The 15,582-nt window shown below is 65.8% G+C and carries 12 protein-coding genes and 3 pseudogenes; 5 read left to right on the top strand and 10 right to left on the bottom strand.

The features are described 5' to 3' along the window. Positions 1-3,011: MobF family relaxase (mobF, locus tag AO501_RS04375; RefSeq protein ID WP_156452298.1), on the bottom strand; the 3,011-nt coding region annotated here is incomplete at its 3' end. Positions 3,012-3,255: 244 nt separating this feature from the next. Between mobF and AO501_RS04370 the strand changes: the two genes are divergently transcribed. Beyond that, positions 3,256-3,786: a hypothetical protein gene (locus AO501_RS04370; RefSeq protein WP_055576555.1), complete on the top strand. Its 531-nt coding sequence runs from the start codon at positions 3,256-3,258 to the stop codon at positions 3,784-3,786. Between the two features lie 198 nt (positions 3,787-3,984). Further along, positions 3,985-4,329: a hypothetical protein gene (locus AO501_RS37710; RefSeq protein WP_055576554.1), complete on the top strand. Its 345-nt coding sequence runs from the start codon at positions 3,985-3,987 to the stop codon at positions 4,327-4,329. Here the strand turns inward: AO501_RS37710 and AO501_RS38735 are convergent. The 3 genes and pseudogenes from AO501_RS38735 to AO501_RS04355 form a co-directional block, all read right to left on the bottom strand. Continuing rightward, positions 4,273-4,476, bottom strand: a pseudogene (locus AO501_RS38735) (hypothetical protein); the annotation flags it as partial. The gene AO501_RS37710 and the pseudogene AO501_RS38735 overlap by 57 nt on opposite strands. Positions 4,477-4,870: 394 nt before the next feature. Then, on the bottom strand, positions 4,871-6,964 hold the full coding sequence (locus AO501_RS04360; protein WP_055576553.1) for a heavy metal translocating P-type ATPase: 2,094 nt from the start codon (positions 6,962-6,964) through the stop codon (positions 4,871-4,873). Further along, complete coding sequence (locus AO501_RS04355; RefSeq protein ID WP_055576552.1) at positions 6,957-7,343, bottom strand: ArsR/SmtB family transcription factor; 387 nt, start codon at positions 7,341-7,343, stop codon at positions 6,957-6,959. Before AO501_RS04355 ends, AO501_RS04360 begins: the two co-directional genes overlap by 8 nt. 268 nt (positions 7,344-7,611) lie before the next feature. Between AO501_RS04355 and AO501_RS04350 the strand changes: the two are divergent. Further along, positions 7,612-8,030 (top strand): annotated as a pseudogene (locus AO501_RS04350) (cation diffusion facilitator family transporter); the annotation flags it as partial. On the opposite strand, the gene ctpC reads toward AO501_RS04350, so the two are convergent. Further along, the gene (gene ctpC / locus AO501_RS04345; protein ID WP_055576551.1) at positions 8,023-10,248 is read right to left on the bottom strand and encodes a manganese-exporting P-type ATPase CtpC; all 2,226 of its coding nucleotides are present in this window, start codon (positions 10,246-10,248) and stop codon (positions 8,023-8,025) included. The pseudogene AO501_RS04350 and the gene ctpC overlap by 8 nt on opposite strands. A gap of 7 nt (positions 10,249-10,255) precedes the next feature. Further along, positions 10,256-10,537, bottom strand: a complete 282-nt coding sequence (locus AO501_RS34785) for a DUF1490 family protein (protein ID WP_081286567.1) — start codon at positions 10,535-10,537, stop codon at positions 10,256-10,258. 311 nt (positions 10,538-10,848) lie between these two features. Between AO501_RS34785 and AO501_RS38730 the strand changes: the two are divergent. Further along, a pseudogene (locus AO501_RS38730) lies at positions 10,849-11,129 on the top strand (transposase); the annotation flags it as partial. 101 nt (positions 11,130-11,230) lie between these two features. On the opposite strand, the gene AO501_RS38725 reads toward AO501_RS38730, so the two are convergent. Continuing rightward, positions 11,231-11,398 carry a hypothetical protein gene (locus AO501_RS38725; RefSeq protein ID WP_231513565.1) on the bottom strand — a complete coding sequence of 56 codons (168 nt, stop codon included), beginning with the start codon at positions 11,396-11,398 and terminating at the stop codon, positions 11,231-11,233. Between the two features lie 174 nt (positions 11,399-11,572). Between AO501_RS38725 and AO501_RS38720 the strand changes: the two genes are divergently transcribed. Next, positions 11,573-11,938: a hypothetical protein gene (locus AO501_RS38720; protein ID WP_231513566.1), complete on the top strand. Its 366-nt coding sequence runs from the start codon at positions 11,573-11,575 to the stop codon at positions 11,936-11,938. 284 nt (positions 11,939-12,222) lie between these two features. Here the strand turns inward: AO501_RS38720 and AO501_RS04335 are convergent, their stop codons facing one another. The 3 genes from AO501_RS04335 to AO501_RS04325 all read right to left on the bottom strand — a co-directional run bounded on the left by AO501_RS04335 (position 12,223) and on the right by AO501_RS04325 (position 14,522). Next, positions 12,223-12,642 (bottom strand): universal stress protein, encoded by a 420-nt coding sequence (locus AO501_RS04335; RefSeq protein WP_055576550.1) that lies wholly within the window; start codon positions 12,640-12,642, stop codon positions 12,223-12,225. Between the two features lie 291 nt (positions 12,643-12,933). Continuing rightward, positions 12,934-13,893: a cation diffusion facilitator family transporter gene (locus tag AO501_RS04330; protein WP_055576549.1), complete on the bottom strand. Its 960-nt coding sequence runs from the start codon at positions 13,891-13,893 to the stop codon at positions 12,934-12,936. A 317-nt stretch (positions 13,894-14,210) separates the two neighbouring features. Next, complete coding sequence (locus AO501_RS04325) at positions 14,211-14,522, bottom strand: hypothetical protein (protein ID WP_055576548.1); 312 nt, start codon at positions 14,520-14,522, stop codon at positions 14,211-14,213. Between the last annotated feature and the right edge of the window lie 1,060 nt (positions 14,523-15,582).

Below are 15,582 nucleotides of genomic sequence, written 5' to 3'. Positions count from 1 at the left end.
GTGGGGGGGTGGGTGGCTTTGGGGGCCAGGATGCGGTGCGGGTCGGATTCTGCGGTGGAGCCGTAGAAGTGGTTTTCGGTGCGTCCGCGGGTGGCGGCGACGTAGAGCTGTTGGCGGGTCAGCCGGTCGGAAATGACGGTGTGGCAGGTGCCGTCGACGCCGCGCCCTCCGGCGGTCATGCCCTGGGCGGCGTTGATGGTGGCGGCGTATCCCAGGGTGGAGTGGGTCCTGACGTAGCGGGCGGGCAGACGCACACTCGTGGCGCGGCCTCGTAGCGGGACCACGGTCAGTGAGCCGTCGTCGTGCACGGTGCGAATCCTCCAGCGGTGACCGTTCTTGACCCAGCCGCCGCGGCTGGTGGTGGAGATCCAGCGGGCGTTTTTGCGGGTGGCGATGGTGTCACCGGCTGAGGCGGTCAAGCCGTCGGCCAACGTGACCGTCGCCGACGCTAACGGCGGCCTCGCGGCGGGGCCGACCGCGGTGAGACGGTCCAGGCGGGCGCGTTCGTTGAGGTGGGCGACCAGCTCGTTGGTGGGAGCCAACAGGATGGAATCGCGCCCGGCCGCACGGTCAGCCGCCCACGCCTGGTAAGCCATGTCGGCGGCGTGTTGATCGGCACCGACATGAACACGCCTGTGGTCGATGTAGAAGCCGATCCCTGCGGGGTGGCCGGCGCGGATCGCCAGGCTGGCGGCGGCTTCGGCCTGCCCGGTTTCGGGGTGGGTGAAGCGCACGACGGTACTCAAGGTGACCGCGTCATGCCGCTGCGACAGATCGCGCAGCACCCCGCCGGCCGAGATCGACGCCAACTGCTGATCGTCGCCGATCAGGCGCACGCTGGCCCCACACGCCAGCGCATGACTGATGAGGGTGTCCAGGTCGGTAGTCGAGGCCATACCGGCCTCGTCGACGATGAGCAAGGTTCCAGAGTCAATGCGGTCGAACCACCGTCGCGCCGGATCGTCGGCAGGGGCCGGTGGTCCGCTCCCGGTGCCGGTGAGCTGCACCAGTTTGGCGAGGGTGTCGGTGGTCGAACCAAGGTCTTCGGCCAGGACTTCGGCCGCTCCGGCGGTGGGGGCCAGGCCGATCACCGTGCCGCCACTGGTACGCCACGCGGCGGCCAATACGGCCATGGCGGTGGTTTTCCCGGTGCCCGCCGGAGCCAGCGCGAGCTGCACCCGCGCCCCGGAGGTGGCCATTTCCTGGACCAGTGCGATTTGTCCGTCGTTGAGGGACAGGCCGTTGTTGGCGTGGCCTTCCAGCAGCGCCAGGCCGATGCTGTCGGCGTCGACGACACGGCCGTCGGTGCGGGCCGCGGCGGCCAGGATGCGCCGCTCAGCGGCCAGGATGGCCGCGCTGGTGTAGAGGGTGGAGTCGTGGCGGGTATAGACACTGGAACCGTCGGCGCGGCGCAGGGCGGCGGGTTCGTTTTTCTCGGTGTCGGCGTGGCTGGTCAGGACCAGACTGTGCCCGCCCAGGGCTGCGGTGACGATGCGGTTGACCAGCTCGGGTCCGCCGGGGTGATCGGCGTAGCGCAGCTGGCGTTGGGCTTCGGCGCGGACGTGGTTGATGGCCCAGGTCGCCCGATGCCCGGAGACGGTGTCGATGACGCGAGCGGCCTGCTGGTGCACCCAGGTCTCGGTGACGGGGACCTGGTGTGCCGGTGGGTGATTGGTGACCGCGGCGACCATGTTGCTCAGTGCACGCTGGCTGCCCAGGACCTCCACAGCCTGGACGCGCCAGGTGTGGCGCTGCTCGGCCAGCGAGCGGGGTTCGTGTTTGGCTTGGCGGGTTTCCAGGGTGGCTTGCTGGGACAGGGCGAGCATCTCGGTGGCGGTGGGTTCGCGGCCGTGTTCGGTGTGAAAGTGTTTGGCCAGTTCGCCCACACGGTGCTCGATCGCGGTGCTGCGTGAGGAGTATTTGTCGTTCAATTCGGCGGGGATGCCGTCGATTTCACGGACCGGTCGCTTACCGCGTGTGGACCCTCGCGCGGTGAACCGCACCCGCAGCTTTTCGACCAGCAACGCTTCGATGCGGGTGTTGTAGAACTCCGATGCCGCGACCGCGGCGCGGTGCAGGGTGGCGCCATCGAGGGCCCGCCAGCGCCCTATTTCGTCGGGGCCAATGACGTGGACCTTGTTGCTGACCGCGGCGTGGGTGTGCAGGTTGGGGTCCCCGGCCCGGGAGTCACGGTGATCGAAGGCGGCCACGATCAAACCGGTGGTGTTGACCTGGGCCACACCACCGGCTCCCATGCGGGAGAACGCGGCGTGCTGTTCGAGGAATTGCAGGGTCTCCTCCACTGCCTGGTGGTGGCAGTCTTCGATCGCGGCGGCGATCGGGGGTGCGGCGATGGCCCACAGTGTGGAGACGGATTTGACCGGGGTGAAGGTGAGGTCATAGCCGGCCACCGCGGTCGATGCCGCGCGGGAATTGGCGGCGATGAAACCGGAAAGTTCCCGGGCGTCTGCCGGTGGGCGAGCGTAGGTTTGGGCGAACAATTCCTGTCCGACGGCGGTGCGCAGCCGGGCCCGGATGTCAGGGTCGATGCTGGCCGAGGCGTCGGCGCCGATGGTGAGGTTGTAGTCGCGGTAGGTCTGGCGCAAGCGGGTCAGGAAACGGTTTTCGGTGCCGTGAACGGCGAAGGGCCGGCCCAGCCGTGAGGCCATACGGGCTCCGGCCGCACCGGCGCCGAGTGTGGTCAGAAGACGGGTGATGTGTTCGGCGTTGGGGTGCAGGCCCTCTCCAAACAGTGCCTTCATCTGCTCTTCGCTGACCTGCGAACCGTGTTGCACTGTCCAGTATTTGGCGACCAGCGGATCGCAGGCGTCACGGGCGGCCGGGGTGGCCAGTGCTGCCAGTCCGCGGCCCATCCACCGGCCCGGGGATTCACCTTTTTCGGTGTAGTACTGCGCGAGGGTGGGGCGGCCGCGGTCGGTGGCATCGGCGGCGGCGACTTGGCGGATTAAATAGAGATAGCCGTCGCCGGCGGTCAATTTGTGTAAGCCCATCACTGCGTCATCACCTCAAGCCTGAAACTAGGGGCGGCCCCGTCCCCAGATAACGGCCGTTACCAATCCGTGACCCTGAGTGCAAGAGGTGTGATGTGCGGCGGTAGAGAAAGTTAGGTCACCCTAAGTGCGGTTCGGGTCGGCGGTGAGTGGTCGGGTGCAAAGCCCGGCGATGGGGACGGTCGGAAAGATTTTTGGCTTGCGTTGCGGCGCTGGGGGGTTGGCGGGGCTTAGCGTGTGATTCATGGCGAACGCAGTGATCAGCAAGGCGGCCCGCCGCGCAGCGCGCGAGGCCGCCAGCGCCGCCCAGGACGACGTGGTGCGCCGCACCCGGGCCAACGTCGAGCATCTGGGACGGTACTTCTCCGCGCGGGAGCGCGCCGACGCGGTGGACGGGTGGCTTGCGGCGCGCCAGCAGGTGTTGCGCGAGGACGCCGAGCGCCGCCGCCGCGCGCAGCGGGTGGTGTGCGGGCAGGCGCTGGCCGCGATGCGCGACCGGGGGGAGCCCCTGCGCGAGATCGCGCGGATGGCCAAGCTCTCCGAAAAGCAAGCCCGCGAACTGATTCGGGAAGCCGAGGCCGCCGCGCAGAACGCCACGCCGCCGGCCCCTGACGACACGGCAACGGCGGCGCAGCCGCCGGCCGCTGACGACGCGGCGACACCACCGGTCGCGGACCCTGCGGGCGGTGCCGTCGAGGCGAACGGGGCGGAGGGGGACGCGATCCGAAGCGGTGCCGCTTCGAAGGCGTTGGCGCCGCCATCGGCGACGGCCTAAGAAGCTCCGATGTCGGTGCGCTCGGTGATGATGGGTGCGGGTGCGGCAACCGGGCCGCGCGCACGCATCGAAAAGCAGTGAGGTCATGAGACGTTCGCAAACGCTACAGCTGGTCGTTAATCCGGTCGCGCATGCCGAGGAGTTGGCGCGCTTTGAAGCCCACGTGGTGCGCGGCCCCGGAGCGTCTGGACCGGCGCGGTGGAAACCGACGGCTACGGCAGGTTCTGGGTCGGCCGCGGGTCGGACCGCATCATGGTGCGCCTGAACCGGTATGCCTTGGCAGCCTCGCTGCACGGCAGACAGTTGGCACCGTGGGTGCGCGCCCTGCACGGCTGCGACAACCCGGCATGTGTGCGGGTGAGCCTGCCCGGTGAGGTCGGCCTGCTGCACATCGTGGGCGGCACCCAGCGCGACAACATAGTGATGATGACGCGGGCCGGTCCGAACATACTTCCAGCAAGGTGGTCGCGGATCACTTCTCTTGCCCTAGAACCCAACCCGCGTCGGCTCTTGATTGAGGCCGAAGACCTGCACAGTGGCTGACTTACCTTTCAAAGAATGGGATCCCCGGTCGATGAGTCCAAGCGGTTGAAATGCCAGGGCGTTGACGCACTGATGAGTGAGAAGGATTGTGTCACCGGTGGTCTTGGTGAGCTGTTCGACGCGGGCAGCGACGTTGACGGTGTCCTGCTCAAGGGGCTCTTGCCTGCGAGGTGGCCCGGCGGCTTGCTGGTGTATCGGAGTGCCCCCAGGTTTTGTTCCTGGTCCAGCTGTCACGGCCGGAAACGCAAAAGAGTGATCGGTCGCCGCCCACATAGCAAGAAGTGCATCGGGCCAATTCGGAGCTGGATGCGCCGGCGCGCGGAACGGCGGGCACACGCAGCTGATCGGCAACGCTGGCGCCGACGGCCCCACGACGGCGCGTTGCTTGGGTGGATGCCGCGGTTGCCAGGGGGGATCAGGTCGGTGCCGGTAACATACTGCCGGCGCTACTTACTTCCTGGTCGCGTCGAGACGGGGGCCGCGGCTGATGGCACGGTATCTAAGCGGCGGTGGCGGCGGGTGGGAGAAGCCAGTTCGTCTGTCAGGGTTGTGTATTGGGTGGGCAGCACTGGCAGCCGTCGCCGCATGCGGTTGCGGGTTCGGCGGGCAGCAACGTCAGCGCCTGTGTTCGGACCGTGATGGGAACACCGCAGCATGGATCCGCTGGTGTTGGGGGTAACCCAACGGTGACGTGGTGGGTCGCTGACACCGCCGGTGGCAGCTGGATGAGGCCGGGCAGGGGTCGGGTGCGTGTGGCCCGGATTGCGTTGAAGATAACGAGCACTTCAGCCGATTCGTGGATGAACACCACGGTGGCCAGTCCCAACACACCGAGGGCGGCCATCGGGATGAGGACGGCGATAATGGCCAGGGACAGGCCGATGTTCTGCACCATAATCCGCCGGGCCCGCCGCGAGTGGGCCAGCACCTGGGGCAGGTGGCGGAGGTCTTCGCCCATTAATGCCACGTCGGCGGTTTCGATCGCCACATCGGTTCCCATGGCGCCCATGGCGATTCCGATGTCAGCGGTGGCCAACGCGGGTGCATCGTTGATGCCGTCACCCACCATTGCGATCGGCCGCCCGCGGGCAAGCTTGGCCAGGAGCCGTGCTTTGTCTTCGGGCAGCAGTTCGGCGTGGACCGTGTCGATGCCCAACTCAGCGGCCAGGGTTTCAGCGGTTCGTCGATTGTCTCCGGTAAGCATGGCTGGTTCGATGCCTATCCGGCGCATGAGGTCGACCGCCTCGCGGGCTTCGGGCCGCAGTTCGTCGCGAACCGCTATCGCTGCCTGCACGATTCCGTCGCGTTCGAGCAGCACGACTGTCGCGCCCGCTTCCTGCAGACGGTCGACGTCGTCGGTTAACGGGCCGGGCATGATCCAGCCGGGCTTGCCCAGTCGTAGCGCCTTGTGATGCAGTCGTCCAGTCAGGCCATGGCCGGCGATCGCAACCACATCCTCCGCCGAGCCGATATCGGCGCCGGCGGCGGCTAGGATAGCTTGGGCCAGAGGGTGTTCGCTGCGTGCTTCGAGCGCGGCCGCGGCGCGCAGCGCTTGGCCTGGTGTCGTGCCGCTGACGGTGACCGTGTCCACGACTCGGGGTTTGTTGCGGGTCAGCGTTCCGGTCTTGTCGAGGGCGATAACTTTGATGCGGCCCAACTCTTCAACTGCGGCACCGCCTTTCACCAGTGCTCCTTGGCGGCTGGCCGCGCCCACTGCGGCGACCACGGTTAGCGGCACGGCGATGGCAAGGGCGCATGGTGAGGCGGCGACAAGCACCACCAAGGCGCGTTCCAGCCACAACATCGGATCCCCCAGCAGCGCGCCGATCCCGGCGACCGCTACCGCCAGGCCCATGATCGCGGGCACCAGGGGACGTGCAATGCGGTCGGCCAGCCGCTGACCGGCACCCTTGCGTTCTTGCGCCTCTTCCACGATGTGCACGATGCGGGCCAACGAGCTGTCCTGGGCCCGGGCGGTCACCGCGACCTCGATCACCCCGCCTCCGTTGATCGCGCCGGCGTGCACGACGTCACCCGGAGCGGCTTCCACCGGAACCGACTCGCCGGTGATCGCCGACACGTCGAGGCTGGTGCGCCCGGATCTAATCACCGCGTCGGTCGCAGCCCGCTGCCCCGGGCGCAGGATCATCACATCACCGACCACCAGATCGTCGGCCGCTACAGCGAATTCACGGTCCTCGCGCACCACTGACACCGTTGGCGGCACCAAGCTGAGCAGCGCACGCAAGCCGCGACGGGTGCGCGATACCGCGTAGTGTTCAAGTCCCTCGGCGATCGAGAACAACACGCCCAGCATCGCGGCCTCAGTGATCTGGCCGAGAGTTACCGCACCGATCGCGGCGATCGTCATCAATGTCGCCACGCCGACGCGTCCATGCAGCAGATTGCGGACGCTGCCGGGGATGAACGTGGCCGCGCCGGCGGCTGCAGCAGCCAGTTCCAAGGCCAGTCCAGGCGTGTGGTGGCCGGCGCGGCCCACAAGCCACCCGGCAATCAGAAGCACGGCGGCCGCCGCCGCTAGCTGCAGTTCACGAACCTGCCAGAATCGCTGGGGTCCTGATTCCGGTTCGTCGGAGGGGGAGCCGTCCGAGGGGGCGCAGCACGTGTCAGACACTTTTAGGCTCCGTGTCGACCGCAGCGGAAGTCGGCGCGACCACCGCCTCGATCAGGGCGCGGCCGCGCTCAGTGAGCCGATACAACACCAACTGTCGTTGCCGACGTGACGACACGAGCTCTGCGGTCTTGAGTTGGCGAAGGTGATAGGACACCAAGCCCTGCGCCTGCCTGACCACCCACGCCATATCGCACACGCACAACTCGTCGCCGCGTAGCAGCGCCGTCGCGATCGTCAACCGTGTGGGGTCGCCGAGGGCCCGCGCACCGGATGCGGCCCGTTCCCTTGAATCCGACCCGGGCAACGACATACGGATGGACTCTGCGTGTGGCAAATTGAGGCATACCAAGTCACATGAGTCGATCGGCTGCTGCTCCATATTCACATGCTAACGATTGTTGATATAACAATGAAAGGCGCAGCGGGAATCTCTGCTTTTCCCACCGATCGGCTATCGATCGTTGCTGGCTGACAATCTCATCGCGCAGTTTGCCGCTGCGCAACGCGCTGGCAGGGATCGATCCGCGAGCCCACTATTACACCGTCGCCATCGACATGCCGGCATAATTGGGGATGGTCCGGGTGATGGGCCCTTGTCGGTGGATGCTGACCGGCGGTGGCTGGGCGGTGCGCTGGCGGTTACTGCAATGTTCATGTTGGGCGGAGTGTGGTCGGCGTACTCGCCGTAATTGGCGTTGATCTCCGATGCGGCGCACATGCTCACCGATGCGGCCTCGATCCTGTGGCATTGTGGGCGACTCGGCTGGCGGCGCGGCCGGCGACGGGACGGATGACCTACGGGTAGAGGCGCGTCGAGATGCTCTCAGCACAGGCCACCAGTGTGACCTTGCTGGTGCTGGCGCGGTGGCTAACCTATGAAGGGATCGGTCGCCTGCTCGATCCGCCGCACGTCACCGGCATGCCGGTGCTGATCAACGCGCTGGTGGGGGTGGTCGTCAACGGGGCTGCGACGTGGATGATCAGTCGGGCTGGCCAGTCCAGCCTTAATGTCGAACTCGGTTTCCAGCACTTTCTTAACGAGTTGTTCGCTTTCCTCGCTACTGCGGCGAATCCGCGCCGTCTGTCTCTGCAGGTCGCGTCGGCGTTAGTCCATTAGCGGTCAGTGATTGCCCGTTGGCCAGGCGGTAGCGGATCATCCGGGAGCTGTTGGTGACCACCGCCACCGAGGACGCGTTGTGCAGGACTGCGGCAAGCACCGGCGATAGGGCACCTCCTGCGCCCATCAACAGACCCGCAGAGTTGACGGCGATGGACATGCCGTAGTTCTGCCGGATCACCTGGACCGCGCGGGCGCCCAGATCTGGTACGTCGAGCAGGCGCTGCAAGTTGTCGTTGGCCAGGGCGATGTCGGCTGTTTCCACCGCGACGTCGGTGCCCGCGAGACCCATAGCGATCCCGATATCGGCAGTGGCCAGCGCCGGTGCGTCGTTGACGCCGTCGCCGACCATGCCCACAACGTAACCTTCGTCCTGGAGTTGGCGCACCGCCTGAAGTTTGTCTTCCGGCAGCACTTCGGCGCGCCACTCATCGATACCCATCTCTCGGGCGACCACCTCGGCGGTCTCAGGATGATCACCGGTGAGCATGACGATGCGCCGGATTCCATTGGTCCGCAATTTCTGCACGACTTCGGCCGCTTCGGGCCGCACTTCGTCGCGCAGACTGATCAGACCTACTAGCTTGCCATCCACGGCCAGCAGCAGTGGGGTCTCGGCTTGGCCGCGCAGTTTGGTCACCCAGTCGGTCGCCTTCTTGGAGATCCGCACTTTTTCGGCGCGTAACAGCGACGGGCTGCCCAGCAGCAAAATCCGACCATCGGCCCAGGTTCGCATGCCCAGACCGACCAGCACCTCACATTGCTCATGCGGGGGAATGCTGATATGGCGTTCTGTGGTCGAGCGGATCACGGCTTCGGCCAGCGGATGACGAGAATGGATTTCTGAGCTAGCCGCGTAGGCAAGTACCTCTTCGGGTTGCCAATCTTTGTGCAGGGCAACGACATTGGTGACGATGGGGCGCCCAACGGTCAGTGTCCCGGTTTTGTCGAACACAATGGCGTTCACCCGGCCGGCTTGTTCGAGGTGGGAACCGCCCTTGATCAGGATGCCGCGGCGCGCCCCGTTGCCGATCGCGGCACTGATCGCGGTCGGGGTGGACAATCCCACCGCGCACGGACACGCGATCAACAGCATGGTCATCGCGCGCCGAACATCACCGGTGAGCGCCAGGGTGGCCGCGGACACGATGAACGAAACGGGAACAAAGCGGCGCGAGAAGTTTTCGCCGACCGTCTGAATCGGCGCCCGATCCAGCTGAGCCTCTTCGACGCGGGCGATGATGCGCCCAATCGTCGTTTCGTTGCCCACGGCGCTGGCGCGCACTACCAGACGACCGCGCACTACCACCGATCCGGCGTGCACGCGGGACCCGACGACCATGCTGACCGGCAGTGTTTCCCCGGTGATCGCGGACTGGTCGACAGCCGCATCGCCGTCCACCACCTCGCCGTCGACCGGTATCGCCACATGGTCGTGAACCACGACCCGGTCACCGATCTGCAACGTATCGATGGGCACCTCTACCTCGCTGCCGTCTTCTAGCCGAATCCACGCGGTGTCGGCGGTGCCGCGCAGCAGATCGGCGATGGCGCGCCGGGTGCGCCGCAACGTCAGGTCCTGCAGGTACTCACCGATATTGAGCAACCACAACACGGTCAGCGCGACCACGTTCTCCCGCAACACCAGGCTGGCCACCGTGGCCACCGTCACCAACGAGTCGGTGCCAGCGCGACCGGAACGCAGACCGCGCAGCGCGCCCCGGAAGAACGGATAACCCATGAACACCGTCGCACCGGTGGCTACCAGCTGACCCGACGGGCCAAGCAGCGGCGGTCGCCGGAAAACGTAGCGGCGCACCCCGAGCAGAGCCAACGCAACCCCGCCGATCACCAGGCGCAGCACCTCGGCGTTACGGATGTCGGCCGAGCGCGGCGTGCGCGCGGGTATCAGCTCACCCGCCATCTCGCGGGCCGCCGAGATAGCGTCCATGATCGTGGAGCGATCGCAACGTTTAGGCGAGTACCACACGACCACCGACCCGGTGTGCGGGTATGCATGCACCGCCCGCACACCGGCCTGTTTGTCCACGACATCTTCGACCGCTACCGCGCGCCGCGAATTCGAGCGAACCCAAGGAACGAGCAGCCGCATCCGTCCCGCCGCGTCGGAGACGACCTCCACGGCGGCGTTGTTGGCAATAGTCATGTCGCGGTCAGTGGTCGTGGTCGTGAACCTCGGCGGCGCCTGGAGGCGGTACCTCTTCACCGACGCGTTCGCGGGCCTCGGCGACTACATCGCCGATTCTTAGCCGGGCTGACTCCGCTGCCACCTCGGCCCGCCGGGTTCCCCGCAAGCCCAGCTCGGCCACCGCTACCGAAGTCCGACGGACAGGAGCCTTACCTGCCACCTTGCGGAGCACCTCATAGGCACTCACACCCACCAGCCCGGTAAACACCGCCCCTGCTGCCTTGGCCAACAACGCCTGCGGAACCATCGATACCCTCCTCGTGTTCGGTCCTCATTGACACAAAATTCATCTTGCGCAGTTCCTAACTTAACATACACATATTGCAATACCGCGATGGATCGGCGTGCCTCACTCAGTTTGAGCGTGTGGTGGGTGGTGGTGCCTCACCTATTTTGAGTGCGTGGCCCCCCGTGGCGCGGAAGGCTTGCCCGATGTGGAAGGCAAGATCGATATGGCTGCGAGGCGGCAGGTAATCAACAAGCTGCGGACCGCGTACCGGCAAGGCATCAAAGGCGGACAAGGGCGAGATTCTGGATCGGGTGGTGACTACCACGGGGATGGGGCGCTCGCCGGCCCGGCGGATGCTGACCGGCTCGAGACTGCCGGACCCGGCCAAGGTCGACGGGCGTAGTTTGCGGCCGCGGGGCTTCAGTGACGACGCCAGGGCGCTGCTGGAGCATGTGTGGGCATTGGCGGGCATGCCCTGCGCAAATACCTGGTGGTGATGCTCGGCCGGTGGGGGCCGCTGCTGGCCGCCGCCGGTGATCTTGACAGGCCGTTCGCCACCGAGGCGGCATTGGCTGAACTGAAGGCGATGAGCGCGGCCACCGTGGACCGCTACCTCAAACCGGCCCGGGACAGGATGCGTATACGGGGCATCTCGACGACGAAACCGTCTCCGCTGCTGCGCAATTCGATCGCTATCCACACCTGCGCCGACTAGGCGCCCAAGGCCCCGGGGGTGATCGAGGCCGACACCGTGGCGCACTGCGGTCCGACACTGATCGGCGAATCCGCCCGCACACTGACGATGACCACCTCCGTGACCGGCTGGACCAAGAACTGCTCAATCCGCAACAACGCCGCGAAGTGGATCGTGGAAGGCATCGAGAAGCTACAGGAGCGGTTCCCGTTCGCCACGGTGATTTTCGATTCAGACTGCGGGGGTGAGTCATCAATCACGAGGTCGCCGACTGGCTGTAGGCCCGCGACATCGCCCAGACCCGCTCGCGGCCGTACCAAAAGAACGACCAGGCCCATCTGGAGTCCAAGAACAACCACGTGGTGCGCAAACACGCGTTCTACTGGCGTTACGACACCGGCCAGGAGCTGGAGCTACTCAACCGGCTGTGGCAGCTGGTGGCGCTGCGCCTGAACTTCTTCACCCCGACGAAAGAGCCCGTCGGCTACAGCACCACCGCAAACGGTCGCCGCAAGCGCGTCTACGACAAGCCGGCCACCCCGTGGCAGCGCCTGCAAGCATCGGGAGTGCTTGACACACAACATCTCGCGAACGTGGCCGCACGGATCGAGGGCATCAACCCGGCCGACCTGACCCGGCATCAACGCGATCCAAATGCAGCTACTGGACCTGGCCAAGGCCGAGACCGAGGCCCTCGCCGCCACCCGTCACACACATCGATCTAGAAGCATTGAATCCGTCAACCAACCGACTGGCCAAGGCGAAGTAACGCAAGCCCCCACGCGCTCACCATCCGTGAGGCACCAGCCACTACTTCGCGCTCACTTTTACGTGAGGCACCTCGGGTCGCGCCGGTCGAGGGTGTTCGGTGCAGTATTGGCAGTTCGACTTCGCGGTCATCTTCGCACTACCCGTTGACGGCCGGAACCGACCCAGTGCGAGCGAGCCCGAGGTCAAATGGAGCGGGGGCCAGGCCTGCATCACGTGGATAGGGTGGGCGCGGCATTTATCAGCGGATGATCACAACCGGGCACGGGGCGTGCTGGGCGCACTGGGTGCTGACCGAACCCAACAGCAGCCCGGTGAAGCCGCCGCGGCCTCGCGAACCGACGACCAGCAGGTCGGCGTCGCGTGCGGCCGTGGTCAACGCCTGCACCGGTGACGCCTCTGCGACGACGCGCTCGACGGTATCGGCATCGGCTCCCAACGCCTCACGGACAGCGGTCTGAGCTGACTGCTCGGCGTCCTGCTGCAACGCGTCGAGGACGGCCTGGGCAGCGAGGTGGGCGATCTCACCACTCTGGAAGGGAAACGACCAGGCGTAGACGGCCCTCACCGTGGCACCGCGCAGGCGCGCCTCCTCGGCTGCCCAGCGCAGCGCCTTCGCCGACGCGGGAGAACCGTCGATTCCAACGACGATGGTAGCCATGGCACCTCAATTTGGGTATCAGTCGGTCAATGGTGCAATCTGCGTGATTTACAAGTGTCCGGGCGTTTCGTGGCACCCGATAGCGTGGTGCCCGCACGCCTCGCCGCCGCGCAACTTCGTCACGACATACCCGACTACTTCTGACGCCACATCCAGGACGAACACTAGCTCATGCGCACGAATATTAGCGAAAGCAGGTTACGTCCGATCCGGCCCCTGACACACGTGTTGGGGGCACGCCGAATTCCGGGTGATGGAAAACGCCGACGTCGCTTGTGACCAGCAGTTCTGTTAGAAGCCGGCGGGTCGTTCTTCGTGGCCGGTGGGCTCGACCTGAATGGTGGAATGCGTCACCCCGTAACGCTCACTCAACAGCTCTCGACTCGCGTCGAGGACGGCGTGCCAGTCCGCGTCATCGGTGATCAAAACATGCGCGGTGGTGGCCTCCATGCCGCTGGTGACCGTCCAAATGTGCAGATCGTGAACCGCGTCGACACCCGAGATCGCGGCGAGATCGCGAACTGCGGCCTCGACGTTCACACCGGGAGGTGCGACCTCCATAATGATGCGCAGCGCCTGGCGCATGAGCTGCCAGGTGCGCGGCAGGATGAACAGGCCGATGGCCGCGGCCACAATGGCGTCGGCGTAGCGGAATCCGGTGACCGTGATCACGATGGCCGCGACGATGACGCCGATCGAACCGAGCATGTCGGACAGTACTTCGAGATAGGCGCCCTTGACATTCAGGCTTTCCTTGGCGCCGCGAGTGAGCAGCAGGAAGGAGACGACGTTCACGACGAGGCCCACCGCGGCGACGATCAGCATCGGCACCCCAAGAACCTCCGGCGGGTCCATGAAGCGCTGCACCGCTTCGTAGAGCACGTAGAACGCGACACCGAACAGCAGGAGCCCGTTGATGATGGCGGCCAACACTTCCAAGCGGTATGTGCCGAAGGTGCGCTGCCCTGCGGCGGGTCGCTTCGCGAGGTGGATCGCGGCCAGCGCAAGCCCAAGTCCGAGCACGTCGGTACCCATGTGTGCCGCGTCGCTGATCAACGCCAGCGAGCCAGTGACGAACCCGCCGACCAGTTCGACGACGGCGTAGGTGGCGGTCAACGCGAAAGCTATCGTCAACGGCTTCTGATGGCGTTGCCCTGCGCTACCGATCCGCGGACCGTGCGCATGCCCGTCGCCATCGAGGTGCGCAGGCGCCCCGGCAGCGGCGTCCTCACCGCCGATGGATGATGCCATCGCGTAATCTCCGTCCCAGCAAAATAATGCCCTCGAAACGTGTCAGCCACATTGCTGCGGTACGCGGACGTAAATGTTGGCACATCAGGCTCGCGGTCGGCGATCCGGGCACCACCGTCGGCCTCTTCGGCGAGCCGTTCCCTCGCGGTAAGCACCCGCCGAAACCCTCTGTAAAGCTGTCGCGCCCACCGTCAGCATGGGCGTTGGTCGCACATGCGACGGCCGGCACCGCGCGGTCCGACCGGCGACAATGCTGCCTCGGCGGCGGGCGGGGTAGTTCGCCGTCGGGACAGCCTTCGTCGGGGCGCTCACGCAACCTATGGACGCGGGTTGCGATCTACCGGCCACCCCCGCAACTCGTAATATCGACCGCGGGGCTCAGCCGTCAACGGGTTGATGCGGTGTCGAGCACACCAAAAAACGTGAAAGACGGCGCCCAGCAGCGGCACCCCGGCAATCCATGCCCACGTCCACGGCGGGCCCCACAGCACGTCGATGCCGAGCAGAACCGCTAGAAAACTCAGCCAACGCACTATCCTGGTCCAGGCCGGGGCGCCGGCTTCGAAGTGGCCGAACAACGACGGCAGCACAGCGACGACGGTCGCGGCAGAGATCCACGCCCACGGCACCGAACACCTCCTATCGTCTCCGCAACAGCGCTGCTGCGCTTCCACGGGACAGCGACCATCGAGCCAGCGGCGTGACCCAGGACCACCCGGCGGGTGCGTGCTGCATCAACTCAATAAACCAAAGATAGTCGACGACTTCGTATGGGCCCACGCGTATGCACGACACCAATCCCGCGCAGGACTGCGCGTGAGCACGACTGACCCCGATGATGACGCGAATCAAACTGTCGCGCATGAGATCTAACGCACGCGCGGAGATTTGCACTGGTAATCCTCGCGAATGGATCCCACCGCGTTCCGAACGAGGCTTCGGTCTCCATCGACCGACGGGATCCATGAGAACCATTGATTAACAAGGTGATAACCAAATCAGCCCTTGCTGGTAACGCGCCGGGCGTCGGCCGTCCATGGACGCGGAGGGGCATTGTTTGTTCTCATCGATCGGACGCATAGATGACGTGGTGGGCCGGTGCCTCAGATGATGGAGACTGCGCCGCCGACGGCTTTATCACCCCGAAGCGACGCACCTTGCATGGGGTCTAGATGCGGCGCCAACCAGTCACTGCGCCCAGCGCGTCCGGCCTCGTGGTCTCGCCTCGAGATCCCCGGGTGGGGGTCAAGCAGACCCCAGCAGACCCTGGCGATTAACAGCAGCGCCGGCTAAGGCCATTCGCTGCCCGTACCGCGATCGCCTTGCTGCCAACTGATGCGGCGGCTTCCTGCCTTATTCGAAAAGCCAAGCTGCGCTTGACTATTCACTGACCACGACTCTCAGCGGGTGACGGTCTGCCGCAGCGGGTGAGCGCCGCGGCGGGGGCATGTTGTGCAGCGCAGCAGACAAGGGCGGACCCAAGGTTGCATCGGTTCAATGATGACTGAGGACATGGGGTTTTGACCGGGCCGGGAGTCGGTTGGTGGCGGGTTGAGGTTCGGCGCTTCGATCGGAACGTCGCAACTAGTCACTACCGTTGCGCTCCATCGCCCGTGATGCCTCATGTAAATATGCCCGCGAAAATTGATCCATGCCTCACATAAAAATGCCCGCGAAACGGGCTGGGTC

Origin of the sequence: Mycobacterium gordonae (assembly GCF_001417955.2) — a bacterium.
GTDB classification, from domain to species: domain Bacteria; phylum Actinomycetota; class Actinomycetes; order Mycobacteriales; family Mycobacteriaceae; genus Mycobacterium; species Mycobacterium gordonae_B.
This window is presented reverse-complemented; position numbering and strand designations above follow the sequence as displayed.